The following is a 21,507-nucleotide window of genomic DNA, read 5'->3' on the forward strand; positions in this document are numbered from 1 at the left end:
CCATCAGCCAACGCAGCGACAACTTTCCGTTGCTGTCGCGATCAGCAACCCTGCCGCGTGTTCAGGACTTTGCCGCCGCCGGTGCGACGACGTTGAGCACTTCATGGCAGGCGCCCATGGTGTGGTAATCGGTCTTGCCCGCCGGACTCTTTTCGTTGTCGTACTTGCGATTGTCGGCATCCAGGATACGGAACCAGGCGCCGTACTGGTGGTCGACGAAATGCTTCCAGGAGTAGTTCCACAGCCGGTCATACCATTCCCAATAGGTGGCGTCGCCGGTGCGCGCGGCCAGCAGCGCCGCGGCCGCCAGCGACTCGGCCTGTACCCAGAAATACTTGTCGTCGTCGCAGACTCGGCCATCCGGCGCAAAGCCGTAGTACAGGCCGCCGCGCTCGGCGTCCCAGCTGCGCGCCACCGCGGTGTCGAACAGATGGCGCGCCGTCGGCAGCAGCCAGTCGGCCTGCACATGGCGATCGAGGATCAGCAGCAGCTTGGTCCACTCGGTCTGGTGACCCGGCTGGAAACCCCACGGACGAAACAGGTGCTTGGGATTGTCCAGGTTGTACTTCCAGTCGATCTGCCAGTCCCGGTCGTAGTGCTCCCACACCAGCCCTTCTGCCTTGGCGGCCTGGCGACGGGTCATGTGGTCGGCCAGCAGCAGCGCCCGCTCCAGGTAACGTGCTTCACCACTGGCTTCGAATGCCGCGAGCATGGCCTCGCACATGTGCATGTTGGCGTTCTGGCCGCGGTAATCGGTGAAGTTCCATTGCGCATCGGCCTCATCCTTGTACAGGCCGGACTCGGGTTCCCAGAATCGCGCTTCCAGCAAGCGCCAGGTTTCGTCCATCCAGCCGCGCGCTTCCTCGATGCCAGCCTTCAGGCCGCAGGAGTACGCCAGCAACACGAAGGCCACACCGTAGCAGTGGTTCATGTCGTCCTCGACCACGCCATCGCGCAGGGTCCAGGCGTAGCCGCCGCTCACCGGGTTGCGGTGGACCTCGCGCAGGTAGCGCAGGCCATGCCGGACCGCCTGCAGATAATCGGCATTGCCGAACTCGCGGTAGGCCATGGCGTAGTTGAAGACAAAGCGCGTGCTGCTGACCAGATGGCGATGGCCGGCGTCATACACCGAGCCGTCGTCGCGGAAGTAATGGAAGAAGCCGCCCTGCGGATCGATTGCACGCGGGTGGTAGAACGCCATGGTGTCGGCGATGTGGGCGCGCAGGAAGGCCGGCGAACGGAAATCCTGGGGAGAGGCGTCAAGCATGGGCATGGTGATCCTGCAGCAGGTTCTGGACTTCGGAGAGCGTGGGCATGGCGGCGAAGGCGCCCTTGCGGGTGACCGCGAGCGCGCCGACCGCGGCGCCGAAGCGGATGGCGTCTTCGATGGCTGGTGGATCCGCGCAGAACGGCGCAAATCCGCGACCGTCGCCGCCTACTTCACCCAACCGGAACAGCAGACCGCCGACGAAGGCGTCACCGGCGGCGGTGGTGTCGACCGTGTTGACCGGGAAGCTGGCCACCACCCCCTGTTGCTCGCGTGTGCGCCAGCGCACCGGCGCGGCGCCATGGGTGATGATGACAAGCCGGGCATGGCCCTCGAACAGGCGCGCCAACACGGCTTCCTCGCCTGCTTCGCCATCTCCGTGGGGTCGCGCCAGGTAGTCGAGTTCTTCCTGCGAGAGTTTGATCAGGTCGGCCTGGGTCAGCGCCTGCCACAAGCGCGGCAAGGGATCGCAGCCGGCCGGCCACAGCGCCGGACGCAGGTTCAAATCCAGGCTGACCACCGCGCCGGCGTCGCGCGCGCGCAACATGCCATGCAGCGTGCTGTCGGCGATGGTGGCTTCGGTCAGCGAGTTGGAGCAGACATGGAAGCTGCCCGTGCCGGCAAAGGTCTTGGCGGAAAAATGCTCACTGCGGAACAACAGATCCGCCGCCGGCGGACGGTAGAAGCTGAAACTGCGCTCGCCCGTCGCATCCAGCGCCACAAAGGCCAGCGCGGTCTTGGCGGCATCGGTGCGCACAATGAAATCCGTGGCCACGCCGGCATCGGCCAGGCTGTCGAGCAGGAAGTCGCCAAACATGTCCTGGCCGAGCATGCCGGCGAAATGGCAGTCCGCCCCCAGCCGCGCCGCCGCGACGGCGACGTTGGCCGGAGCGCCGCCGGCGTACTGCAGGAACGCGCGCGGGGTGTCCGGAGTGGCCGGCGGCTGGGCGAGTAGATCGATCAAAGCCTCGCCAAAACAAACAATCTTCGACATCGTGGGTCTTACGCTCCCTGCTTGGCCACAGCGGACAGGCGGGAGCCGGAGACGCCGAAGAAGATGATGTAGGCGTAGCAGATCAGCGGCACGACAAAGGAATGGTGCAGGCCAATCTTGTCGGCCAGCACGCCCTGCACGAACGGAACGATCGCACCGCCGACAATGGCCATGATCAACAGGCTCGAGGCCTTGTTGGTCAGCGGCCCCAGGCGTTCGATGCTGAGCGCGAAGATGGTCGGGAACATGATTGAATTGAACAGGCCGATGGCGACCAGGCTGTACACCGCCGCCATGCCCACGTTGGTCAGGGTGACCAGCAGCAGCAGGATGTTGATCGCGGCGAACACGGTCAGCAGCAAACGCGGGGAAATCTTTACCATCAGCGCCGAGCCGGCAAAGCGGCCGATCATCGCCAGCGTCCAGTAGTACGACAGATAGGTCGAGGCCTGCTTCTCGCTCAGTCCGGCGATGTCCGGCAGCGCGAAGTAGTTGACCATCAGGCTGCCGATAGCCACTTCACCGCCCACGTAGAAGAAGATCGCCAGCACGCCGAACAGCACGTGGCGATGGCTCAGCGCCTCGCGCAGGGTGTGCTTGCTGTTGTCGGCCTGCTCGGTGGTTTCGGTCAGCGTCGGCAGGCGGAACAGGTAAACAAACACCGCCAGCAGGATCAGCGCAATGCCCAATCCCACATACGGACCCTGCACCGCCTGCGCTTCCTGCACGCGATAGGCCACCTGCTCGGCCGCCGGCAAGGCGGCCAGCTCGTCGCCGCTCTTGACCGTGCTCGACAGGATCAGCATGCCGCCGAAGATCGGCGCGATGGCGGTGCCCAGCGAGTTCAGCGCCTGGGCCAGGGTCAGGCGGCTGGAACTGGTCTTTTCCGGACCCAGCAGCGCCACATACGGATTGGCCGCCACCTGCAGCACGGTGATGCCGGTGGCCAGCACGAACAGCGCGGCCAGGAAGGCTTCGTACACCCGCAGCTCGGCGGCCGGCCAGAACCCGAATGCACCGATGCCGGCAATCACCAGGCCCGCCACGATGCCCTTCTTGTAACCCAGGTGCGCGACCAGTCGACCGGCCGGCAGCGACATCAGGAAGTACGCGCCGAAGAAGGTGAACTGCACGAGCATGGCGCGCGCGTAGTTCAGCTCGAACACCGCCTTCAGGTGCGGAATGAGGATGTCGTTGAGGCAGGTCAGGAAGCCCCACATGAAAAAGATCGTGGTGACCACTGACAAGGCGATGCCGTTCTTGACCGGCGGCGGCGCCGACGAGGTCACAGGCTGGGTGCTGGGTGCGATGGGCATGTGTGGACTCGCCTCACTGGGCTGCTGTGTAAAGGGAAAGGGAAAGGGAAAGCTGCGAAGTCGGGATCATCGGCGTGTGCCGCCGCTGCTCTGGCGGATGCGCAATTCCACCGGCGCGGTCAGACGCTCCACGGCCGCGTCCGGATGGGACAGGCGATGCAGCAGCAGTTCGGCTGCCTGCCGGCCACGCTCGCGCGGATTGACCGCCAGCGTGGTCAACGAGGGCGAAGACACGGCGGCCTCGGAAATATCATCGAAGCCGGTTACCGCGAAATCGCGACCCGGCTGGATGCCGCGCGAGGTCAGGCCCAACATCAGCCCGAGCGCGACGGTGTCGTTGTAGCAGACTGCCGCGGTGGGCGACTGCGCCTGGGTGAACAAGGCGCCGGTACAGGCCGCGGCTTCCAGGCGGTTGGGCGCCGATTCGATCAGCCACTGCGGTTCCACTGTCAGGCCCGCCTCTTCCATCGCCTGGGCGAAGCCGGCACGACGCTGGCGGCAGGAGCTGGACTCGGCATGGCCACCAAAGAAAGCGATGCGGGTGTGGCCGAGACCAATCAGATGGTGGGTGGCCATGGCCGCGCCGCGCTGGTTGTCCAGCGCCAGGAAATCCCATTCCACGCCGCCCAGTTCGCGGTTGAACAGCAACACGTTGGCATGCTCACCCAGGACCTGGGTCACCTGCGCGCTCTCGCTGCCTTCGGCGGGCGAGAGGATCAAACCGGCGGGCGTGTGTTCCATCAGGGTCGACAACACCGCGTGCTGGCGCTCGGGCGATTCCCCCGTGCTGCCCAGCAGGGTCACGAAGCCCTTGCTGCCCAGCGCTTCGTCCACGCCGGCAGCGAATTCGGCGAAGAACGGGTTGGACAGATCATTGATCACCAGCGCCACGCTGTTGGACGTCTGCCGGCGCAGGTTGGCCGCGCCGCGGTTGTAGACGTAGCGCTGTCGGCGCAGTTCGGCTTCCACCCGCGCGCGGGTCTCCACGTGCACCAGCGGACTGTTGCGCAGCACCAGCGACACGGTGGCGCGCGAGACGCCAATCGCATTGGCGATATCCGTCACCGTGACCGCACGCCGCCCACCCGAACGGGTGGGGCTCGGGCGCGGGCCCTTGCTGGTAGCGGGAGTTTTTTCCTTCATTGAACCGACACCTGTCCCCTATCCGCGCAAGCCTAAACGATTACACCGCAAGAAATGCCATGCCGGCCGCCGGGCCAGGGGGAGAGAGAGCCGGCTCGGCAGCAGACATGGCGGCAAGTCATTGGGTGGTTCCCGGCAAGGCGCAGTACGAGGCCGGCAGATCCGCCGCACGGGTACCCCAGCCGGTGGTGGGCGCGGAGCTGGTCAACTGGAAGCGCACCTCGGCGCCCTGGCTCAGTTGTGCCCAGTCCAGCCAGACCGGTGCGTGCTCGCGGCCATTCACCTGCACGGCCTGCACGTACTGCAGCTTTCGTCCGTCGGCGCCATCGGCCTGCAGGCGCAGCTGGTGGCCGTTGCCCAGATCCAGCTCGACGCGGCGGAAACGTGGCGCGTGCAGCAGGAACTGGCCGCTGCCCGGAACGGCCGGATACAGGCCCATGGCACTGAACAGATACCAGGCCGACATGGTGCCCAGATCATCGTTGCCGGTGACGCCATTGGGTGCGTTGGTGAACAGCTGCTGCGCGGCACGCACGACCGTGGACGTCTTCCACGGCTGGCCGATCAGCGTGTACATCCACGGCGCATGCAGATCCGGTTCGTTGTTGGGGTTGTAGCGATACTGGTTGTAGTAGCTGTACGGTCCCACTACCCACTGCTTGCGTGCGGCCGTGAGCGGATCGCTCAGCAATGCGTCGTAGGCGAAGAAGGTATCCAGGCGCTTGCCTGCTTCTTCGGTACCGTGCATGGCCGCGACCAGGCCCGGCACATCCTGCTGCGCCAGCCACTGGTACTGCCAGGCAGTGCCTTCGTGGAAGCCGTGATCGGAGCGCGGGCTGTAGCCCTCGGTCGGTTCGTACCAGTCGCCATTTTCCATGCGCGGACGCGGGAAACCGACGAACCCGGTTTCCTCATCGCGCACGTCCGCATCCCACAGCTTGCGCCAGTTGCGGCCACGCTCGCGCAGCACGCGTGCGTCATCGGCCAGGCCCAGGCCATCGGCCATCTGCGCCAGTGCGCAATCGGCCAGGGCGTATTCCAGCGTGGCCGAGCCGCCGTGATGCGGATCCACGTCCATGCCCTTGGACGGGAAGGCTCGGTCGTACTGCACGAAGCCATTGGCCAGGTAGCTGGCATTGCCGGAGCGGCCGGCGTGGCGCGAGTTGGTCGGCGGCATGCCGAAGGCGTTCTGGCGCAGCGCGGCGTAGGCTTCCTGCTCGCTGCCCTGCAACGCACCGAAGCGCCACAGGTCCACCAGGAACGGGGTGACCGGATCGCCGGTCATGATGTTGGTATCGAAATTGGCATAGCCCCAGCGCGGCAACCACCCGCCCTGCTGCTGGATGGCCAGCAGCGAACGACCGATGTCGCGCGCGCGTTCGGGACGCAGCAGGGCCAGCAACTGGTTCTGCGAGCGGTAGGTGTCCCACAGCGAGAAGTACTCGTAGTAGGTCCAGCCGTCGGCGCGATGAATCTGTTCGTCGTAACCGCGATAGCGACCATCGGCATCACTGCCGGTCAGCGGCTGCAGCAGCGCGTGGTACAGCGCGGTGTAGAAGACGGTGCGGTCATCCGCACTGCCGCCTTCGATGCGCACGCTGGCCAGTTCCTTGCGCCAGGTGGCCTGTGCGCGTTTGCGCATGGCGTCGAAGCCGAGCAATTTGCCGCCAGCCATGCCGTCCTGGCGCAGGTTGTTGCGCGCGCCTTCGGCATCGACATGCGAGATCGCACTGACGGCGGTTACCGACTGGCCCTTGGCCAGATCGAAACTCAGCCACGCGCCATTGAGCTTGGCCTCGCCTTCCATACTGTGGCGCGAGCCGGGCTGCCCGCCGGCTTCGCCCCAGGTGCCGAAGGCCTTGAACGGGCGATCGAACTCCATGCGGAACCAGGTGGTGTATTCGTGGCCGCCGCAGAAGCTCTGGGTGACCAGCTTGCCTTCGACCACGCGATCGCCGACCACGTCGATGCTGCTGCCGATCACCGAATGGCGCTCGTTGGCCTGGCCGATGTTGACCAGGACATGGCCCTCGCCTTGCGTGCTGAAGGTATAGCGTTCGGCCGCGGCGCGGGTGAGCGCGGTGGCTTCGGCATCGATGCCGCCGTAACTGGTCAGGCGGACCTTGTAGTAGCCGGCCTCGCCGACTTCGCCGTCATGGCTGTAGCTGGCAGCGTAGGTCTTGTGGTTGAAACGCTTGGCATCGGCGATGTCGAAATCGCCGCCCTTGCCGATGCTGCCGGTGACCGGCAACACCGAGACCTGGCCGCCCTGCTCCCAGCAACCGGCGCCGGACAGGAAGGAATGGCCGAAGCCGCGAATCTTCGGATCGTCGTAGCGCCAACCGCTGTAGTGCTCACCAATCGGGCTGACCTGGATCAGGCCGAACGGCGCCGAAGCGCCGGGAAACGTGTTTCCGTCATCCTTGCTGCCGATGAAGGTGTTGACCTCGCGCACGGCGTCGGTGGCGGGTGCGGCCTGCGCCAGGGGCAGCACGGCGGCGAACAGGCCGGCAACGGCCCAGCCGAGACGACGCGGCGCAGTCGTGCGCGCAGACGGAGGCAGCAGGAACTTTGAGGGCATGCGGTGTTGGCCTGGTTGATGGACACCGATCGAGGCGCTGGACCGCGACCTGTCCCGTGAATGGGAGCGCCAAGCCTGGCGCGTGAAGCTGCGCCGAAGGACCAGGTCTGTCACCGATTCTTTGAATCGGTCTAAAAAAATGCACGGACCCCGCCCTCGGCAGCGACCCAATAAAGCACAGCTGATTTTGCCTTTGCATGCGGCACCGCATCAAAGCGGATTCAAGCGGGATTTAGACCGAGATAAATCAAGCCGAACAAGGACTTGCAGCATCCGCCGAAGTACCCCGGTTACGCCGGCGAGTCAAGCCCGCAGATGATTTGCGCAAAAGCGGACGCATCGGCTCGCGCGAACTTCCGGTCCACGGAGCCGGGTCAGTCACTTCGGTCGAGCGCCTGACGAAGCGCCCTCACGGCGGCGGCGTCGCTCTGCTGCCAATCCAGTTCCAGCCCCTGCAGCGCGGGATTGCGGAAGGCCATCGTGCTGGCGCGCGGCGCCTTGGCCGAGGCGTGCACTTCACTGACACCAGTCTGCCGCACCAGCGCTGCGACGTTGCCCGGGGTGACACCGGCACCGGCCAGAATGGCGATCCGCCCTGCCGCCTGCCGCACCATCGCCGCGATGACCTCGCGGCCGGCTTCGGCACTGGCCTGCGCGCCGGAGGTCAGCACCCGTTCGCAACCCAGTTCGATGATGGCGTCCAGCGCTTCCAGGGGATCACGCGAGGCGTCGATGGCGCGATGGAAGCTCACGCCCATGCCGCTGGCGGCCGCCATCAATTCGCCGCAGACCCGCGCATCCACCCTTCCCTGCGCATCCAGCGCGCCAATGACCACGCCATCGCAGCCAAGTTCACGACAATGGCGGATGTCGCGCACCATCAGCGCCACTTCCTGTGCGTCGTAGTGGAAATCGCCAGGCCGCGGACGGATCAGCACGTACAGCGGAATCTGCAGCTGCTCGCGCGCCATCACCAGCGTGCCGTGCGACGGCGTGGTGCCGCCTTCGGCCAGGTTCTCGCACAGTTCGACCCGATCCCCACCGCCCGCCTGCGCGGCAAGGGCCGACGCCAGCGAATTGGCCGCCACTTCCAGCAGGCGTCGGGGTGCGCTCACGACTGCGTGGTCTGGTAGACCGACGCGGACTGGCGCAGATCGTCCTGCTTGCCGGCATCGCAGACCGCGTAGACGAATCCCTGGTGCAGGGCATACGCACCGACTTCGCCATGCTTGTTCAAAGCGAGGAAGCAGACCTGCAGCGTCTTGCTGGCTTCAGGCCGCTTGCGCACCACCCGATCAATCGCTTCGCGACACGCCTCCATCGGCGATCGTCCTTGGCGCATGAGCTCGACCACCAGGAAACTGGCCGCATTGCGGATCATTTCTTCGCCCACGCCCGAAGCCGTGGCGGCGCCGACCTCGTTGTCCACATACAGGCCCGCGCCAATGATCGGGCTGTCGCCCACGCGGCCGTGCATTTTCCAGGCCATGCCGCTGGTGGTGCAGGCGCCGGCGAGCTTGCCATCGGCGCCGATGGCGAGCATGCCGATGGTGTCATGGTTTTCCGAATTGCCGGGCATGCCGCGTCGTTCGGCATTGATTTCGGGCTGGTAGCGCGAGGTCTTCAACCATTCCCGCCAGGCCTGCTCGGCCTGCGGCGTCAGCAGGCGCCGATGCTCCAGGCCCTGGCTGATGGCGAACTGCTGTGCGCCCTCGCCCACCAGCATCACGTGCGGTGTCTTTTCCATGACTCGACGCGCCACCGACACCGGATGCAGGATGTCTTCCAGCGCGGCCACCGAACCACAACGACCGTCGCCGTCCATGATGCTGGCATCGAGGGTCAGCACGCCTTCGCGATCGGGATTGCCGCAGTGGCCGACCGTGGGATTGCACAAGTCGCTCTCGGCCCAGCGCGCCCCGGCTTCCACCGCATCCAAGGCGCTGCCGCCAGCGGCCAGCACCGGCCAGGCCACCTGGTTGGCCGGCACGCCGAAATCCCAGGTGGAGACCACGCGCGCGCCACTGTGGCCGGCGCGCGCCTGTGCCGCACTCAATGCGGGCAGGGCCAATGCTCCGGTGGCCAGCAGACCCGCTTGCAGAAATCGCCTGCGATCGCTCATGCGCGTGTTCTCCGTGCGTGCGCGTCAATCACGCGCGGGTTGGTCGGCGAACCAGGCGGCGGCGCCGACGATGCCGAGCTGGCCATGATCCACGCGCCAGATCGGCACATGCCGCAGCACATGGCCCAGCACGCCCTTGTTGAAGTAGCGCTCGCGGAACGCCGGCGCGCGCAGGAAGTTTTCGATGTGCGCCGGGATACCGCCCGCCAGGTAGACCGAGCGGGCGCCGAAGGCGATGACCAGATCGCCGATCAGGCTGCCGAGCCAGCCGCAGAACACCTGCAGGGTCTCCACTGCCAGCGCGTCCTGGCCTGCATTGGCCGCGGCAATCAGCTGCTCGGGCGTCTGCCAGCGCGGCGCACTGCCGCGTATCTCGCACAGGCAGGGATACAGATTCATCAGCCCACTGCCGGACAGCACACGTTCGTTGTCCACATGCGGCCAGCGCTTCATCAGCCGGCGCAGGATGTCCATCTCCAGCTCATTGGCCGGCGCCAGCGCCGAGTGGCCTACTTCACTGGCCAGCACCGGGCGCTCACCGCCTTCGAAACGCAAGGCCGCGCCCAGCCCGGTACCGGGGCCCAACACCAGCGCCGGCCACTGGAAGTGATGCGGCTGCTCGCCGGTCAACGGCAACAGCCCGCCCACCTGCAGGTGCGGAATGGCGTAGGCCACGGCTTCAAAGTCATTGATCAGGTGCAGGCCTTGCAGGGCAGCAGCCTGGCGCGTGCGTTCCAGCGACACCGGCCAGGGCAGGTTCGCATTGACCAGGGTGTCGCCATCGAGCACGCCGGCGATCGCCACCACCGCGGCGCGGATGCCGCCATCGGTTTTCTCATCGATGAAACGACGCAGGATCGACGCCAGATCCGGATGCTCCGCACAGGCGTATTTGTGGTATCCGAGGATCTCCGGCGAACCGCCGCGCCGCACGCTGACCAGCGCCACGCGCGCATACGTGCCACCGACGTCGGCCACAATCAACACCGCAGGATTCACTCGCGACTTCGCCTGTATCGATTCAAGGCGCGGATTCTCAGGCATCGCGCGCGCTTTGCCTAGCGCAGGCGTCCCGTACGCGGGCGTACCCGCTCAGGCCTGCAAAGCCGGCCATGGACCCGGGTGCAGACCTTAATTGTCCAATGCATGGCACGCCATCGACGTATGCGCAGACCCGCCGGCGCGGCTAAAGTATGCCTATGTCACGCGAATCGCTCCTGCTTCGGTTGCTGCTGGCCGTCAGCCTGGTGATCACCACCAGCGCCGGCGCGCTGGCATCGGCGCGCATGCATCTGAGCCAGGCGGGCGCTGCCGTTGCGACCGCGCCCGTGGTGGCGACGCAGGCCGGAGCGCCCTGCCACGACGAGCCCGGCACACTGGCGGCCGCTGCGACGGAACACGCCGCGTCCGCCCCCGTGGCCGCGCAGGAGCAAGCGCCCGCCCAGGGCCATGCCGACTGCTGCCTGGGCGGCGATTGCGACGGCATCTGCCTGTTGTCCCTGCCGCCGTTGCCGGTGGCCACCGCACTGGCGGGCCTGCCGCCTGTCACTGCGCGCTACCTCATCGAAGCCCATGCTGATCGCGCAGCGCCGCGATTGACGCGTCCGCAACGACCTCCCATCGCCTGAGGGAAAGCCACCCATCGAAGGGTGGTTGAACGTCCGCGTCTTTCAGCGTCCGCCTCGCGCGGCGCGGAGTCGTGCTTTCGATTCTCCAGGAGCTTTGCATGTTTTCTGATTCCTTTGACCCGGGCGGGCTGGGTCGCGCCCGCTTGTCGCGTCGCCATTTCGTCACCGGCCTGGCCGCGGGTTCGGCCTTGCTGGGGCTGGGCCTGCCCGGCCGGCCTGCGTGGGCCAGCCAACGCGCCACAGCGGCGGGCGTACTGACCGCCACCGATCTCGACCTGAGCATCGGCCAGACCCTGGCCAACTTCACCGGACGCGATCGTCCCGCCATCACCGTCAACGGCAGCCTGCCCGCGCCCACCCTGCGCTGGCGCGAAGGCGACACCGTCACCGTGCGGGTCAGCAATCGCCTGGCCTCCGCCCCTACCTCCATCCATTGGCACGGCATCCTGCTGCCCTCCAACATGGATGGCGTGCCCGGACTGAGCTTCAACGGCATCGCCCCCGGCGAAACCTGGCAATACCGCTTCCAGCTCAGGCAATCCGGTACCTACTGGTACCACAGCCATTCGATGTTCCAGGAACAGGCCGGCCTGTACGGCGCGCTGATCATCGATCCGCGCGAGCCGCTGCCTTACGCCTTCGATCGCGAACACGTGATCCTGCTGTCCGACTGGACCGACCTGGAACCGGCGGCGCTGTACCGGCGCATGAAGAAGATGCCGATGCACGACAACACCTACCAGCGCACCGTGGGCGATTTCGTCGGCGACGTGAAGCGCGACGGCTGGTCGGCCACGCTGGCCGATCGCGGCATGTGGGGTCGGATGCGGATGACGCCCTCGGACATCTCCGACATCAATGCTCATACCTACACTTACCTGGCCAACGGGCACGCGCCCGACGGCAACTGGACCGGTCTGTTCGCGCCCGGCGAGAAGGTCCTGCTGCGCTTCATCAACGGTGCGGCGATGACCTACTTCGATGTGCGCATACCGGGCTTGAAGATGACCGTGGTCGCCGCCGATGGTCAGCCGGTGCATCCGGTCAGCGTGGATGAATTCCGCATCGCCACCGCTGAAACCTATGACGTACTGGTGGAACCGAAAGGTCAGGATGCCTTCACGATTTTCGCCCAGGACATGGGGCGCACCGGCTATGCACGCGCCACGCTGGCGGTGCGCGAAGGACTGCGCGGTGAGCTGCCTGCGCGCGATCCGCGCCCGCTGTTGAGCATGGCCGACATGGGCCATGGCAGCCACGGCGATCACGCCGGCATGGAAGGCGGCTGCGGCGCCAACATGGCCGAAGGCGGTTGCGGCGCGAGCATGGGCCACGCCGGCCACGGCGCCGCGCCGGCCAAGGCCGTGCATCACCCGGCCAGCGAGCAGGGCAATCCGTTGGTGGACATGCAGTCTTCTTCCACCGATGCGCGCCTGGATGATCCCGGTGTCGGCCTGCGCGACAACGGCCGCAAGGTGCTGACCTATGCCGACCTGCGCAGCGTATTCGCAGATCCGGATGGACGTGAGCCCGGGCGCGAAATCGAACTGCACCTGACCGGGCACATGGAAAAGTTTGCCTGGTCGTTCAACGGCATTCCCTTTGCCGGCGCCGAACCCCTGCGCATGAACTATGGCGAGCGCCTGCGCATCGTGCTGGTCAACGACACCATGATGAACCACCCGATCCATCTGCATGGCGTCTGGAGTGATCTGGAAGATGGCCAGGACAACTTCCAGGTGCGCAAGCACACCGTCGATATCCCGCCCGGCACACGACGCAGCTATCGCGTGCGCGCCGACGCACTGGGACGCTGGGCCTTCCACTGCCATCTGCTGTACCACATGGAAGCCGGAATGATGCGGGAAGTAAGGATTGACGCATGAGTACGCACTTTTCGCTTCGTCGGATCATCCCCATGGCCATCGCATTGACCTCGTTGTGTGCGGCCTCGGCGTGGGCGGCGCAGGATCCGCATGCAGGTCATGGCGGCGCTACGCCGACATCACCAGCGCAGGATCCGCACAGCCATCACGCGGCACCGGTGGAGCACACGCAACACGTCGATCACAAGGACCACGCGCAAGCAACGGAACAGGAAAAAAAACCGTCTGCCGCAGATCCGCTGCCTCCCATTTCCGCTGCGGATCGCGCGGCAGCTTTCCCGGAGGTGTCGCACCATGCGATGGAACATGCGCCGTCCATCAACTCCTTCGTGCTGATTGACCGCCTGGAAGGCTGGCGGCGCGACGGACAGGAAGGCCAGGCCTGGGAAGCGCAAGCCTGGGTCGGCAGTGATCTGAATCGCCTCTGGTTGCGCACCGAAGGCGAACGGACCGCGGGACACACCGAAGCGGCGCAAATGGAACTGCTGTACGGGCGCAGTGTTTCGCCATGGTGGGATGTGGTCGCCGGCATTCGCCACGACACCCGTCCGGAGCAGGCGCGCAGTTGGGCGGCACTGGGCGTGCAAGGACTGGCGCCCTACAAGTTCGAGATGGCGGCCACCGCCTATCTGGCCGAAGACGGACAAGTCGCCGCGACGGTGGAAGCCGAGTACGAGCTGCTGCTCACCAACCGTTTGATCCTGCAGCCGCGCGTGGAAGCACGCTTGAACGCGTGCGAGCGCGTTGAGTTTGGCGAGGGCAGCGGCCTGACGTCGGTGGAAGCGGGTCTGCGCCTGCGCTATGAAGTGACGCGACGGTTTGCTCCCTATGTGGGCATCAGCCACGGACGCAGGTTCGGCGACAGCGCCCGCTGGGCCGAAGCGGCGGGAGAACACGCGCGCGATACCCACTTTCTGGTGGGTCTGCGCCTGTGGTTCTGAGTTTTCCGTCCACTTGATTAAAGTCTTGACTCTTGACCACGGTCCAGGGAGCACACTCCCTGTATCCGCTTGGAGTGATGCATGAATATTGGCCAATTGGCACGCCTTGCCGGCGTGCCCATCGACACCGTCCGCTACTACGAACGCCAGCACTTGCTGCCGGCGCCGGCACGCAGCGCGGCCGGCTACCGCCGCTACGAAGAGGGCGATGTGCTGCTCCTGAACTTCATCCGTCGCGCCAAGGCCTTGGGTTTCACCCTGGAGGAAATCCGGGATCTGCTGGCCATCAGCGCCGCGCGCGACGACATGGCCCAGGTCAAGGCCGCCGCTGCGGCCAAGCTGGTCCTGCTGGAAGAGCGGCTGGCCGAACTGCAACGCGTGCGTGACGCGCTGCGTGGCCTGGTCGATGCCTGTCCCGGTCATGGCGATCCCAGCACCTGCCCCATCCTGGGCGCCCTCAATCAGGAGCGCACATGAGCCCGCACGATCCGCACCACAGCGCGCACGGCCATGACCACGCGACAGGCACGCCCTCGCCGGTCCGCAAAGCCGGCGCCTGCTGCCACGGCAATCAGGCGGGCCCCGCTCCGCTTGCCGACGGCAAGGTCACGGATCCGGTCTGCGGCATGCAGGTGGATCCGCTGACCACGCCGCACCATGCGGAGCATGAGGGCCGGAGCTGGCATTTCTGTTCGGCCGGTTGTCGCAGCAAGTTCATCGCCGATCCCGTGCGCTATCTGCAAGCCACAAGTGAACCGGCGCCGGTGCCGCCCGGCACGGAATACACCTGCCCGATGCATCCGCAGATCGTGCAGATCGGTCCCGGCATCTGCCCGATTTGCGGCATGGCGCTGGAGCCCATGCAGCCCTCGCTGGATGAGCAGGAAAACCCCGAGCTCACTGATTTCCGTCGGCGCTTCTGGTGGACCCTGCCCCTGAGCGTGGCCACGATGGTGCTGGCCATGGCGGGCAACTGGTTGCATGGCCTGTCCCCGGCGACGCGCGGCTATCTGGAACTGGCGCTGAGTACGCCGGTGGTGCTGTGGGCCGGCTGGCCGTTCTTCCAGCGCTGGTGGCAATCACTGCGCCTGCGCAGTCCCAACATGTGGACCTTGATCGGCACCGGCGTCAGCGCCGCGTATGGCTACAGCGTGGTGGCGACCCTGGCACCGGATCTGTTCCCGGTGTCGTTCCATGAACATGGCCGCGTCGGTGTGTACTTCGAAGCCGCCGCAGTGATTGTCTCGCTGACCCTGCTCGGCCAGCTGCTGGAACTGAAGGCGCGCTCGCGCACTTCCTCGGCGATCAAGGCCTTGCTCGGCCTGGCTCCGAAAACCGCGCGTCGCCTGCGCGATGACGGCCAGGAAGAGGACGTCGACCTGGCTCATGTGCAAGTGGGCGATCGCGTGCGCGTCCGTCCCGGCGAACAGGTGCCCGTGGACGGGCGCGTGCTGGAAGGTCGCTCGCACGTGGACGAGTCCATGCTGACCGGCGAACCGATTCCAGTCGCCAAGCAGCCGGGTGAGCATGTCATCGGCGCCACCCTCAATGGCACGGGCAGCCTGATCATCCAGGCCGAGCGTGTCGGCGCCGACAGCGTGCTCGCGCAGATCGTGCAACTGGTGGCGCAGGCGCAGCGATCGCGTGCACCGATGCAGCGGCTGGCGGACCAGGTGTCGTTCTGGTTCGTGCTGGCGGTGATGGTCGCCGCCGTCGCCACCCTGCTGGGATGGGGCTTGTTCGGTCCGCAGCCTTCCTGGACTTACGGTGTGCTCAATGCCGTATCCGTCCTGATCATCGCCTGTCCTTGCGCGCTGGGCCTGGCCACGCCGATGTCGATCATGGTGGCCAGCGGCCGCGCCGCCCAGGCCGGTGTCCTGTTCCGCGATGCCGAGGCCATCGAAACCCTGCGCCGCATCGATACGCTGATCGTCGACAAGACCGGCACCCTCACCGAAGGCCGGCCTGCGTTCCGCAGCGTAGTGGCCTTGCAGCCCCACAACGAAGACGACGTGCTGCGGCTGGCCGCGAGCCTGGACGCCGGCAGCGAACATCCGCTGGCCCACGCCATCGTCAACGAAGCGCGCACGCGCGGCCTGCCGCTGACGCAGGCGCAGGACTTCGACTCCGACACCGGCATCGGCGTGCGCGGTATGGTCAACGGGCATGCGATGGCACTCGGCAACACCGCCCTGATGGAGACGCTGCATGTCGACGTTTCCGCCCTGGCCTCGCAGGCGCAGGCACTGCGCGATGAAGGCGCCAGCGTGATGTACCTGGCCAGCGACGGACAGTTCGCCGGCCTGATTGCGGTGGCCGACCCGATCAAGGCCAGCACCCCCGCCGCCGTGCAGGCGCTACGCGACAGCGGCCTGCGCATCGTCATGGCCACCGGCGATGGCGAACGCACCGCGCAGGCCGTGGCGCGCCGCCTGGGCATCGACGAAGTCCACGGCGAAGTGCGTCCCGCCGACAAGGCCGCCCTGGTAGCGCGCCTGCAAGCCGAAGGCCACCGCGTCGCCATGGCCGGCGACGGCATCAACGACGCCCCTGCCCTGGCGGCCGCCGATGTCGGCATCGCCATGGGCACCGGCACCGACGTGGCCATGTCCAGCGCCCAGGTCACCCTGGTCAAGGGCGACCTGACCGCCATCGTCCGCGCCCGCGCCATCTCCGAAACCACCGTGCGCAACATGCGCCAGAACCTGGCGTTTGCCTTCTTTTACAACGCGCTGGGCGTGCCGGTCGCGGCGGGTGTGCTGGCGTTGTTCGGCGGGCCGTTGCTGTCGCCGATGCTGGCGGCGCTGGCGATGAGCTTGAGCTCGGCGTCGGTGGTGTTCAATGCGTTGCGGTTGCGGGGTGAATGAAGCTGTCCGGGCGTCCCCTCCCCGGAGCTTGGCATGGCGGACGGCCTCCCGGCCGTCCGCGCAACCCGGTTTACCGGCTTACTTGATCTTGGCGTACGTGCCCTTCATCGCCGTACCCGCCATGATGGCGCCGGCGTAGCACTCGTAGTTCTGCGCGCTCTTGAATTCGTTCTTCTTGTAGTAACTGACCATGTCGATCACGGCGTTGGCGCCACGCGACTTGGCCGAATCCTGGAACGCCTTGAGCACCGACAGGGTCACCCAGCGGCAGGCTTCGGCATCGGACTTGTTGGCGGCGTTGGTCTTCTTGTTCGACACGTCTTCGCCCATGCGCGATTGCACGGCGGGGGTCTTCTGGCCCGCCAGGTAGAACCGCACGCTGCCGTCGATGCCGGCCTTCTTGGCTTCGGGCGAGTTGACCAGTTCTTCGAACGAACCTTCAACGCGGGTTTCGCGCGCCTGGGCGGTGGTGGAAGCCAGGGCGATGACCAGGCCAGCGACGAACAACGAATGCTTCATGGGGTATGTCCTTGTCTACGGGGAAAAAGCGGAACGAGCGTGGCTACCTTTCAATCCTGCCAACGCCGGAAGATCAGCGACGTATTGATGCCGCCGAAGGCGAAGTTGTTGCTCATCACGTACTCGGCCTGCAGGTCGCGGCCTTCGCCGGTGATGTAGTCCAACTCGGCGCAACGCGGGTCGCGCGTTTCCAGATTGAGGGTGGGGGCAAACCAGCCTTCGCGCATCATCTCGATGGTCAGCCAGGCTTCGTAGGCGCCGCACGCGCCCAGCGTGTGGCCCACGTAACTCTTGAGCGAACTGATCGGCATGCGCGCGCCGAACACCTGCGCGGTGGCGGTGGTCTCGGCGATGTCGCCGTGATCGGTGGCGGTGCCGTGGGCGTTGACGTAGTCAATCTGATCGGCGGTCAGACCTGCATCCTCCAGGGCCAGGCGCATGGCCTGGGCCATGGTGTCGGCGCTGGGCTGGGTCACATGCTGGCCGTCGCTGTTGGTGCCGTAGCCGACCAGTTCGGCCAGGATGGTGGCGCCGCGTGCCTGCGCGTGCTCGAGGTCTTCCAGGATCAACGTGCAGGCGCCCTCGCCCAGCACCAGGCCATCGCGATGGGCATCGAACGGCCGCGGCGTGGATTGCGGATCGTCATTGCGCACGCTGGTGGCGAACAAGGTGTCGAACACCGCTGCCGCCGTGGCGTCGAGCTGTTCGGCGCCGCCGGCGATCATCGCCACCTGCTTGCCGAAGCGGATCGCCTCATAGGCCGAGCCCACGCCCTGGCTACCCGAGGTGCAGGCGCTGGAGGTGGTGATCACGCGGCCCTGCAGGCCGAAGAACACACCGATGTTCACCGGCGCGGTGTGGCTCATCATCTTCAGGTAGGTGGTGGCGCTGATGCCCTCGGTGGTGTGCTCGTTGAGCATGCGGCCGAAGTCACCCACTGCGCTGTGCGTGCCCGAGGACGAACCGTAGGACACGCCCATCCGGCCGCTGGCCAGCAGGGGATCGCCGAGCAGGCCGGCTTGCTGCAGGGCCAGTTCGGTGGCGCGCACCGACATGATCGCCACCCGTCCCATGCTGCGCGTGGTCTTGCGGTTGTAGTGCGGGGGAAGCTCGAACTCGGCGGCCGGTGCGGCCAGCTTGGTGTTCAAGCCTTCGTAGATGTCCCACTCCGGCATGTGCTGGACCGCGTTGCGGCACTCGCGCAGGTGCAGGTGGATACTCGGCCAGTCATTGCCCAGCGGACTGATGGCGCCGGCGCCGGTGACGACGACGCGCTTGAGCGTGGTGGTATTGCCTGGCTGGCTCATCCGACCAGACCTCCATTGACCGAGATCACCTGGCGGGTGACATACGCCGCTTCCGGCGACAACAGGAACGCGACCACGGCCGCCACTTCCTCCGGCTTGCCCATGCGTCGCATGGGGATCATCTTCAAGGCTTCATCCAGCACTTCGGCGCTGACCATCTCGGTATCGACCAGGCCAGGGGCCACGCAATTGACGGTGATGTTGCGGCTGGCCAGTTCCAGCGCCAGCGCCTTGGTGGCGCCGATGATGCCGGCCTTGGCCGCGCTGTAATTGGTCTGTCCGCGATTGCCGACCAGTCCCGATACCGACGACAGGGTCACGATGCGACCGGGCTGGCGACGGCGCACCATCGGCATGATCAGCGGATGCAGGACGTTGTAGAACGCATCCAGGTTGGTGTGGATCACCGCGTCCCAGTCTTCGCTGCTCATCGCCGGAAACGCGGTATCGCGGGCGATGCCGGCATTGCAGACCACGCCGTAGTAGGCGCCGTGTTCGGCGACGTCGGCTTCCAGCGCCTGCGCACTGGCGGCGCGATCGGCGACATCGAACGAGAGCACCCGCGCCTGCCGGCCGAGCGCACGGATTTCCTGCGCCACCGCTTCGGCTTCTTCGATGCGTTGACGACAATGCACCACCACGTCATGCCCGTCCTGCGCGATGCGCAGGGCGATGGCACGCCCGATGCCGCGGCTGGCCCCCGTGACCAGAACCGTGGACTGTTCCTTCATGCTTGCTTGATCTCCAGATAAGCCATCGCGTCTGGCGGTTCGAACACCGACACGTTGGCAGTCGCTACATCTTCGTCGCCCGCGCTGATCCGGCAAGCGAACATCCCCAGGCCATTGTCGCCCAACAGTTCGCAGATGGCCTCTACCCGAAGTAATACGCCGGAGGGGAAATTCGGCCACAGCGCTTCGTAGCGACGCGTGCCCAGCAGGAAGCCGATGCTGGGTTCGCCGCCCTGGCGACGCGCGCGACAGCCCGCCCAGGCGGCGATGGCCTGCGCCATGTACTCCACGCCCACCCAGGCCGGCACGCCGGCCTCATCGTTGAACGGCCCATCGGCAGGCACCCGCACTTCCACCACCACCCGGTCCTCGTCCCAGGCCAGCAGGCGATCGATCAGGCGCAGGGCGCCACGATGCGGGATGACCCGTTCGATTTCGTACAGGGGATGCGGCTGGTCCTGGCTCATCAGGCGGCTCCGAACAACAGGACGGCATTGCTGCCGCCAAACGCGAACGAATGACTCAGCACATAGCGTAGCGGGCCCGCTGCCACGTCGCCCGGATTCACCAGCGTCAACGCGGGCAGTTCCGGGTCGAACTGGCCGTCCCACCAATGCGGCGGCAGACGACGCAGCGGATTGTCGACCAGGGTGAGCCAGGCCAGCCCGGCTTCGATCGCGCCCGCCGCGCCGAGCGTGTGCCCGGTCAATGGCTTGGTGGAGCTCACCGGCACGGACGTGCCCACGGTGGCGGCGACGGCGCGGCTTTCCATGGCGTCGTTCTGTGGCGTGGCCGTGCCATGCAGGTTCACATAGCCGATGTCGGCGGCGCCGATGCCGGCGCGCGCGATGGCCTGCTCGATCGCGGCAATTGCGCCGCGCCCCTGCGGCTCGGGTGCGGAAATATGGTGGGCGTCAGCGGTTTCGCCCCAACCGGCCAGGCGCACCGGACCGGGCTCGCGGGTCATCAGGAACAGCGCCGCACCTTCGCCGATGTTGATGCCATTGCGATGGCGCGAGAACGGATTGCAGCGGCCCGCCGACACCGACTCCAGCGCGCTGAAGCCGTCGATGGTGAAGCGGCAGAGCGAATCGGCGCCGCCGGCGATCACCGCATCGACGATGCCGGCGCGCAGCAGGCGTGCGCCCGAGGCCAACGCCTTGGCGCTGGAAGAACAGGCCGTGGAGATGGTCCAGGCCGGACCGCAGGCGCCGGACTCGGCGGCAATGAAACGCGACGGCGCGCCGATTTCCTGCTGCGCGTAATGGAACTGCGGCGGCCACTGGTCGTGCGCCAACTTGTGCGGCAGCGCCTGTTCCGACTCGCCGATGCCCGAGGTACTGGTGCCCAGGATGACCGCAACGCGGTCCGCTCCGTACTGCGCCATTGCCTGCTGCACCTGCCCGGCAATCTGTCGGTAGGCGCTGCGCAGCAGGGCGTTGTTACGGCCACGCAGGGGCAGCGGATGATCGTCGAGCGGCGGACGCGTGGCGCCGTTCTCGTCTTCGCCCGGCAAGGGGAAGCCGGGCGCCACGCCCAGCATCAGCGGTCGACCCAATGTCAGCGCGTCGCTGTTGCGCAACCCGGCCGGCGAGGTGGCATCGAACAACATGCGCGCCACCTCCGCCCTGCCCTCGCCCAGCGCACAGGTGATGCCCAAGGCATTGAGGAACACCGTGGTCATGGCGGCGTCGGCTCCAGCGATTCAATCTCCAGCTGGTAACCCTCGGCGCGGTTGTCCAGTTGCAGCCGTTGCGGTGAGACCCGCGTCAACACCAGCCAGTCCTGGCCACCCCGGGACAGCCGGCGGGTGACGCCGTCGTCCTGCAGTTGCCAGTCCGCCGGCAAGGCCGCGCGTACGGCATCGCTGGGCCAGAGCGAAAACTGCAGGTCGTCCAGCACGCGCGCGCTGCGCACCGCCGGCGGCAACCAGGCGGCGCGTTGCTCCTGCAACTGTTGACCATCCCATTGCAGGCGCACGCCGGTCTGGCCCATCGCCTGCACGGCCAGCCGCACTTCCTGCGCATCGACTTCCAACAACGCATCCAGGTCACGCTGCTGGCGGCCGAACTGGAAATGCAGGCGTTGCTGCACCGACAACTCGTGACCCAGCGCGGCCGGCGCCAGCTGCAGCGACGGCAAGGCGATCGAAGGCGTCGGCGCACGGCGCGCGCAGGCGCCCAGCAGCATCGCCATGCACACGGT

19 protein-coding genes are annotated in these 21,507 nt (G+C 66.6%); 5 read left to right on the top strand and 14 right to left on the bottom strand.

All coding sequences use genetic code 11. The annotated features are described in order from the left end of the window. Positions 1-61 precede the first annotated feature (61 nt). The 8 genes from B5X78_RS00290 to B5X78_RS00325 form a co-directional block, all read right to left on the bottom strand. A complete protein-coding gene (locus tag B5X78_RS00290; RefSeq protein ID WP_079722511.1) occupies positions 62-1,273 on the bottom strand; it encodes an AGE family epimerase/isomerase in 1,212 nt (403 codons plus the stop codon). Beyond that, positions 1,260-2,261 (bottom strand): carbohydrate kinase family protein, encoded by a 1,002-nt coding sequence (locus tag B5X78_RS00295; RefSeq protein ID WP_079722512.1) that lies wholly within the window; start codon positions 2,259-2,261, stop codon positions 1,260-1,262. Before B5X78_RS00295 ends, B5X78_RS00290 begins: the two co-directional genes overlap by 14 nt. A gap of 8 nt (positions 2,262-2,269) precedes the next feature. Continuing rightward, positions 2,270-3,577 (bottom strand): L-fucose:H+ symporter permease, encoded by a 1,308-nt coding sequence (fucP, locus tag B5X78_RS00300; RefSeq protein ID WP_079722513.1) that lies wholly within the window; start codon positions 3,575-3,577, stop codon positions 2,270-2,272. A gap of 66 nt (positions 3,578-3,643) precedes the next feature. Then, positions 3,644-4,720, bottom strand: a complete 1,077-nt coding sequence (locus tag B5X78_RS00305) for a LacI family DNA-binding transcriptional regulator (RefSeq protein WP_079722514.1) — start codon at positions 4,718-4,720, stop codon at positions 3,644-3,646. A 118-nt stretch (positions 4,721-4,838) separates the two neighbouring features. Next, positions 4,839-7,301 (bottom strand): GH92 family glycosyl hydrolase, encoded by a 2,463-nt coding sequence (locus B5X78_RS00310; RefSeq protein WP_079722515.1) that lies wholly within the window; start codon positions 7,299-7,301, stop codon positions 4,839-4,841. Positions 7,302-7,675: 374 nt separating this feature from the next. After that, positions 7,676-8,416: a copper homeostasis protein CutC gene (locus tag B5X78_RS00315; protein WP_079722516.1), complete on the bottom strand. Its 741-nt coding sequence runs from the start codon at positions 8,414-8,416 to the stop codon at positions 7,676-7,678. Then, the gene (locus B5X78_RS00320; protein ID WP_079722517.1) at positions 8,413-9,423 is read right to left on the bottom strand and encodes a glycosylasparaginase; all 1,011 of its coding nucleotides are present in this window, start codon (positions 9,421-9,423) and stop codon (positions 8,413-8,415) included. Before B5X78_RS00320 ends, B5X78_RS00315 begins: the two co-directional genes overlap by 4 nt. Before the next feature lie 24 nt (positions 9,424-9,447). Further along, a complete protein-coding gene (locus tag B5X78_RS00325) occupies positions 9,448-10,467 on the bottom strand; it encodes a glucokinase (protein WP_079722518.1) in 1,020 nt (339 codons plus the stop codon). A 155-nt stretch (positions 10,468-10,622) separates the two neighbouring features. Here B5X78_RS00325 and B5X78_RS00330 point away from each other — a divergent pair, with 155 nt between their 5' ends. The 5 genes from B5X78_RS00330 (at position 10,623) to B5X78_RS00350 (ending at position 16,745) form a co-directional block, all read left to right on the top strand. Continuing rightward, positions 10,623-11,051: a CopL family metal-binding regulatory protein gene (locus tag B5X78_RS00330; RefSeq protein WP_079722519.1), complete on the top strand. Its 429-nt coding sequence runs from the start codon at positions 10,623-10,625 to the stop codon at positions 11,049-11,051. A gap of 98 nt (positions 11,052-11,149) precedes the next feature. Continuing rightward, positions 11,150-12,937, top strand: a complete 1,788-nt coding sequence (locus B5X78_RS00335) for a copper resistance system multicopper oxidase (RefSeq protein ID WP_079722520.1) — start codon at positions 11,150-11,152, stop codon at positions 12,935-12,937. Next, on the top strand, positions 12,934-13,878 hold the full coding sequence (locus tag B5X78_RS00340; protein WP_079722521.1) for a copper resistance protein B: 945 nt from the start codon (positions 12,934-12,936) through the stop codon (positions 13,876-13,878). The genes B5X78_RS00335 and B5X78_RS00340 overlap by 4 nt, the downstream gene beginning before the upstream one ends. Before the next feature lie 81 nt (positions 13,879-13,959). Further along, entirely contained in the window at positions 13,960-14,355 is a 396-nt protein-coding gene (locus B5X78_RS00345) for a MerR family transcriptional regulator (protein ID WP_079722522.1), read from the top strand. A 149-nt stretch (positions 14,356-14,504) separates the two neighbouring features. Beyond that, positions 14,505-16,745 carry a heavy metal translocating P-type ATPase gene (locus B5X78_RS00350; RefSeq protein WP_229731033.1) on the top strand — a complete coding sequence of 747 codons (2,241 nt, stop codon included), beginning with the start codon at positions 14,505-14,507 and terminating at the stop codon, positions 16,743-16,745. A gap of 78 nt (positions 16,746-16,823) precedes the next feature. Here the strand turns inward: B5X78_RS00350 and B5X78_RS00355 are convergent, their stop codons facing one another. Genes B5X78_RS00355 through B5X78_RS00380 form a run of 6 tightly spaced genes read right to left on the bottom strand, consistent with a single transcriptional unit; the run spans position 16,824 to position 21,498 of the window. Next, complete coding sequence (locus B5X78_RS00355; protein ID WP_079722524.1) at positions 16,824-17,264, bottom strand: excinuclease ATPase subunit; 441 nt, start codon at positions 17,262-17,264, stop codon at positions 16,824-16,826. 50 nt (positions 17,265-17,314) lie between these two features. After that, a complete protein-coding gene (locus B5X78_RS00360; protein ID WP_079722525.1) occupies positions 17,315-18,571 on the bottom strand; it encodes a beta-ketoacyl-ACP synthase in 1,257 nt (418 codons plus the stop codon). Beyond that, complete coding sequence (locus B5X78_RS00365; protein ID WP_079722526.1) at positions 18,568-19,302, bottom strand: 3-ketoacyl-ACP reductase FabG2; 735 nt, start codon at positions 19,300-19,302, stop codon at positions 18,568-18,570. Before B5X78_RS00365 ends, B5X78_RS00360 begins: the two co-directional genes overlap by 4 nt. Next, complete coding sequence (locus B5X78_RS00370) at positions 19,299-19,769, bottom strand: hotdog family protein (protein WP_079722527.1); 471 nt, start codon at positions 19,767-19,769, stop codon at positions 19,299-19,301. Before B5X78_RS00370 ends, B5X78_RS00365 begins: the two co-directional genes overlap by 4 nt. Beyond that, complete coding sequence (locus B5X78_RS00375; RefSeq protein ID WP_079722528.1) at positions 19,769-20,986, bottom strand: beta-ketoacyl-ACP synthase; 1,218 nt, start codon at positions 20,984-20,986, stop codon at positions 19,769-19,771. The genes B5X78_RS00370 and B5X78_RS00375 overlap by 1 nt, the downstream gene beginning before the upstream one ends. Beyond that, the gene (locus B5X78_RS00380; protein WP_079724350.1) at positions 20,983-21,498 is read right to left on the bottom strand and encodes a DUF3261 domain-containing protein; all 516 of its coding nucleotides are present in this window, start codon (positions 21,496-21,498) and stop codon (positions 20,983-20,985) included. Before B5X78_RS00380 ends, B5X78_RS00375 begins: the two co-directional genes overlap by 4 nt. Positions 21,499-21,507 lie beyond the last annotated feature (9 nt).

Origin of the sequence: Pseudoxanthomonas indica (assembly GCF_900167565.1) — a bacterium.
Taxonomy (GTDB): Bacteria; Pseudomonadota; Gammaproteobacteria; order Xanthomonadales; family Xanthomonadaceae; genus Pseudoxanthomonas_A; species Pseudoxanthomonas_A indica.

Bases quoted from the DNA above. Each gene is read 5' to 3' on its own strand.
- B5X78_RS00290 (WP_079722511.1), bottom strand. From the start codon at position 1,273: ATGCCCATGCTTGACGCCTCTCCCCAGGATTTCCGTTCGCCGGCCTTC.
- B5X78_RS00295 (WP_079722512.1), bottom strand. From the start codon at position 2,261: ATGTCGAAGATTGTTTGTTTTGGCGAGGCTTTGATCGATCTACTCGCC.
- fucP (WP_079722513.1), bottom strand. From the start codon at position 3,577: ATGCCCATCGCACCCAGCACCCAGCCTGTGACCTCGTCGGCGCCGCCG.
- B5X78_RS00305 (WP_079722514.1), bottom strand. From the start codon at position 4,720: ATGAAGGAAAAAACTCCCGCTACCAGCAAGGGCCCGCGCCCGAGCCCC.
- B5X78_RS00310 (WP_079722515.1), bottom strand. From the start codon at position 7,301: ATGCCCTCAAAGTTCCTGCTGCCTCCGTCTGCGCGCACGACTGCGCCG.
- B5X78_RS00320 (WP_079722517.1), bottom strand. From the start codon at position 9,423: ATGAGCGATCGCAGGCGATTTCTGCAAGCGGGTCTGCTGGCCACCGGA.
- B5X78_RS00325 (WP_079722518.1), bottom strand. From the start codon at position 10,467: ATGCCTGAGAATCCGCGCCTTGAATCGATACAGGCGAAGTCGCGAGTG.
- B5X78_RS00330 (WP_079722519.1), top strand. From the start codon at position 10,623: ATGTCACGCGAATCGCTCCTGCTTCGGTTGCTGCTGGCCGTCAGCCTG.
- B5X78_RS00335 (WP_079722520.1), top strand. From the start codon at position 11,150: ATGTTTTCTGATTCCTTTGACCCGGGCGGGCTGGGTCGCGCCCGCTTG.
- B5X78_RS00340 (WP_079722521.1), top strand. From the start codon at position 12,934: ATGAGTACGCACTTTTCGCTTCGTCGGATCATCCCCATGGCCATCGCA.
- B5X78_RS00345 (WP_079722522.1), top strand. From the start codon at position 13,960: ATGAATATTGGCCAATTGGCACGCCTTGCCGGCGTGCCCATCGACACC.
- B5X78_RS00350 (WP_229731033.1), top strand. From the start codon at position 14,505: ATGCAGGTGGATCCGCTGACCACGCCGCACCATGCGGAGCATGAGGGC.
- B5X78_RS00355 (WP_079722524.1), bottom strand. From the start codon at position 17,264: ATGAAGCATTCGTTGTTCGTCGCTGGCCTGGTCATCGCCCTGGCTTCC.
- B5X78_RS00360 (WP_079722525.1), bottom strand. From the start codon at position 18,571: ATGAGCCAGCCAGGCAATACCACCACGCTCAAGCGCGTCGTCGTCACC.
- B5X78_RS00365 (WP_079722526.1), bottom strand. From the start codon at position 19,302: ATGAAGGAACAGTCCACGGTTCTGGTCACGGGGGCCAGCCGCGGCATC.
- B5X78_RS00370 (WP_079722527.1), bottom strand. From the start codon at position 19,769: ATGAGCCAGGACCAGCCGCATCCCCTGTACGAAATCGAACGGGTCATC.
- B5X78_RS00375 (WP_079722528.1), bottom strand. From the start codon at position 20,986: ATGACCACGGTGTTCCTCAATGCCTTGGGCATCACCTGTGCGCTGGGC.
- B5X78_RS00380 (WP_079724350.1), bottom strand. From the start codon at position 21,498: ATGGCGATGCTGCTGGGCGCCTGCGCGCGCCGTGCGCCGACGCCTTCG.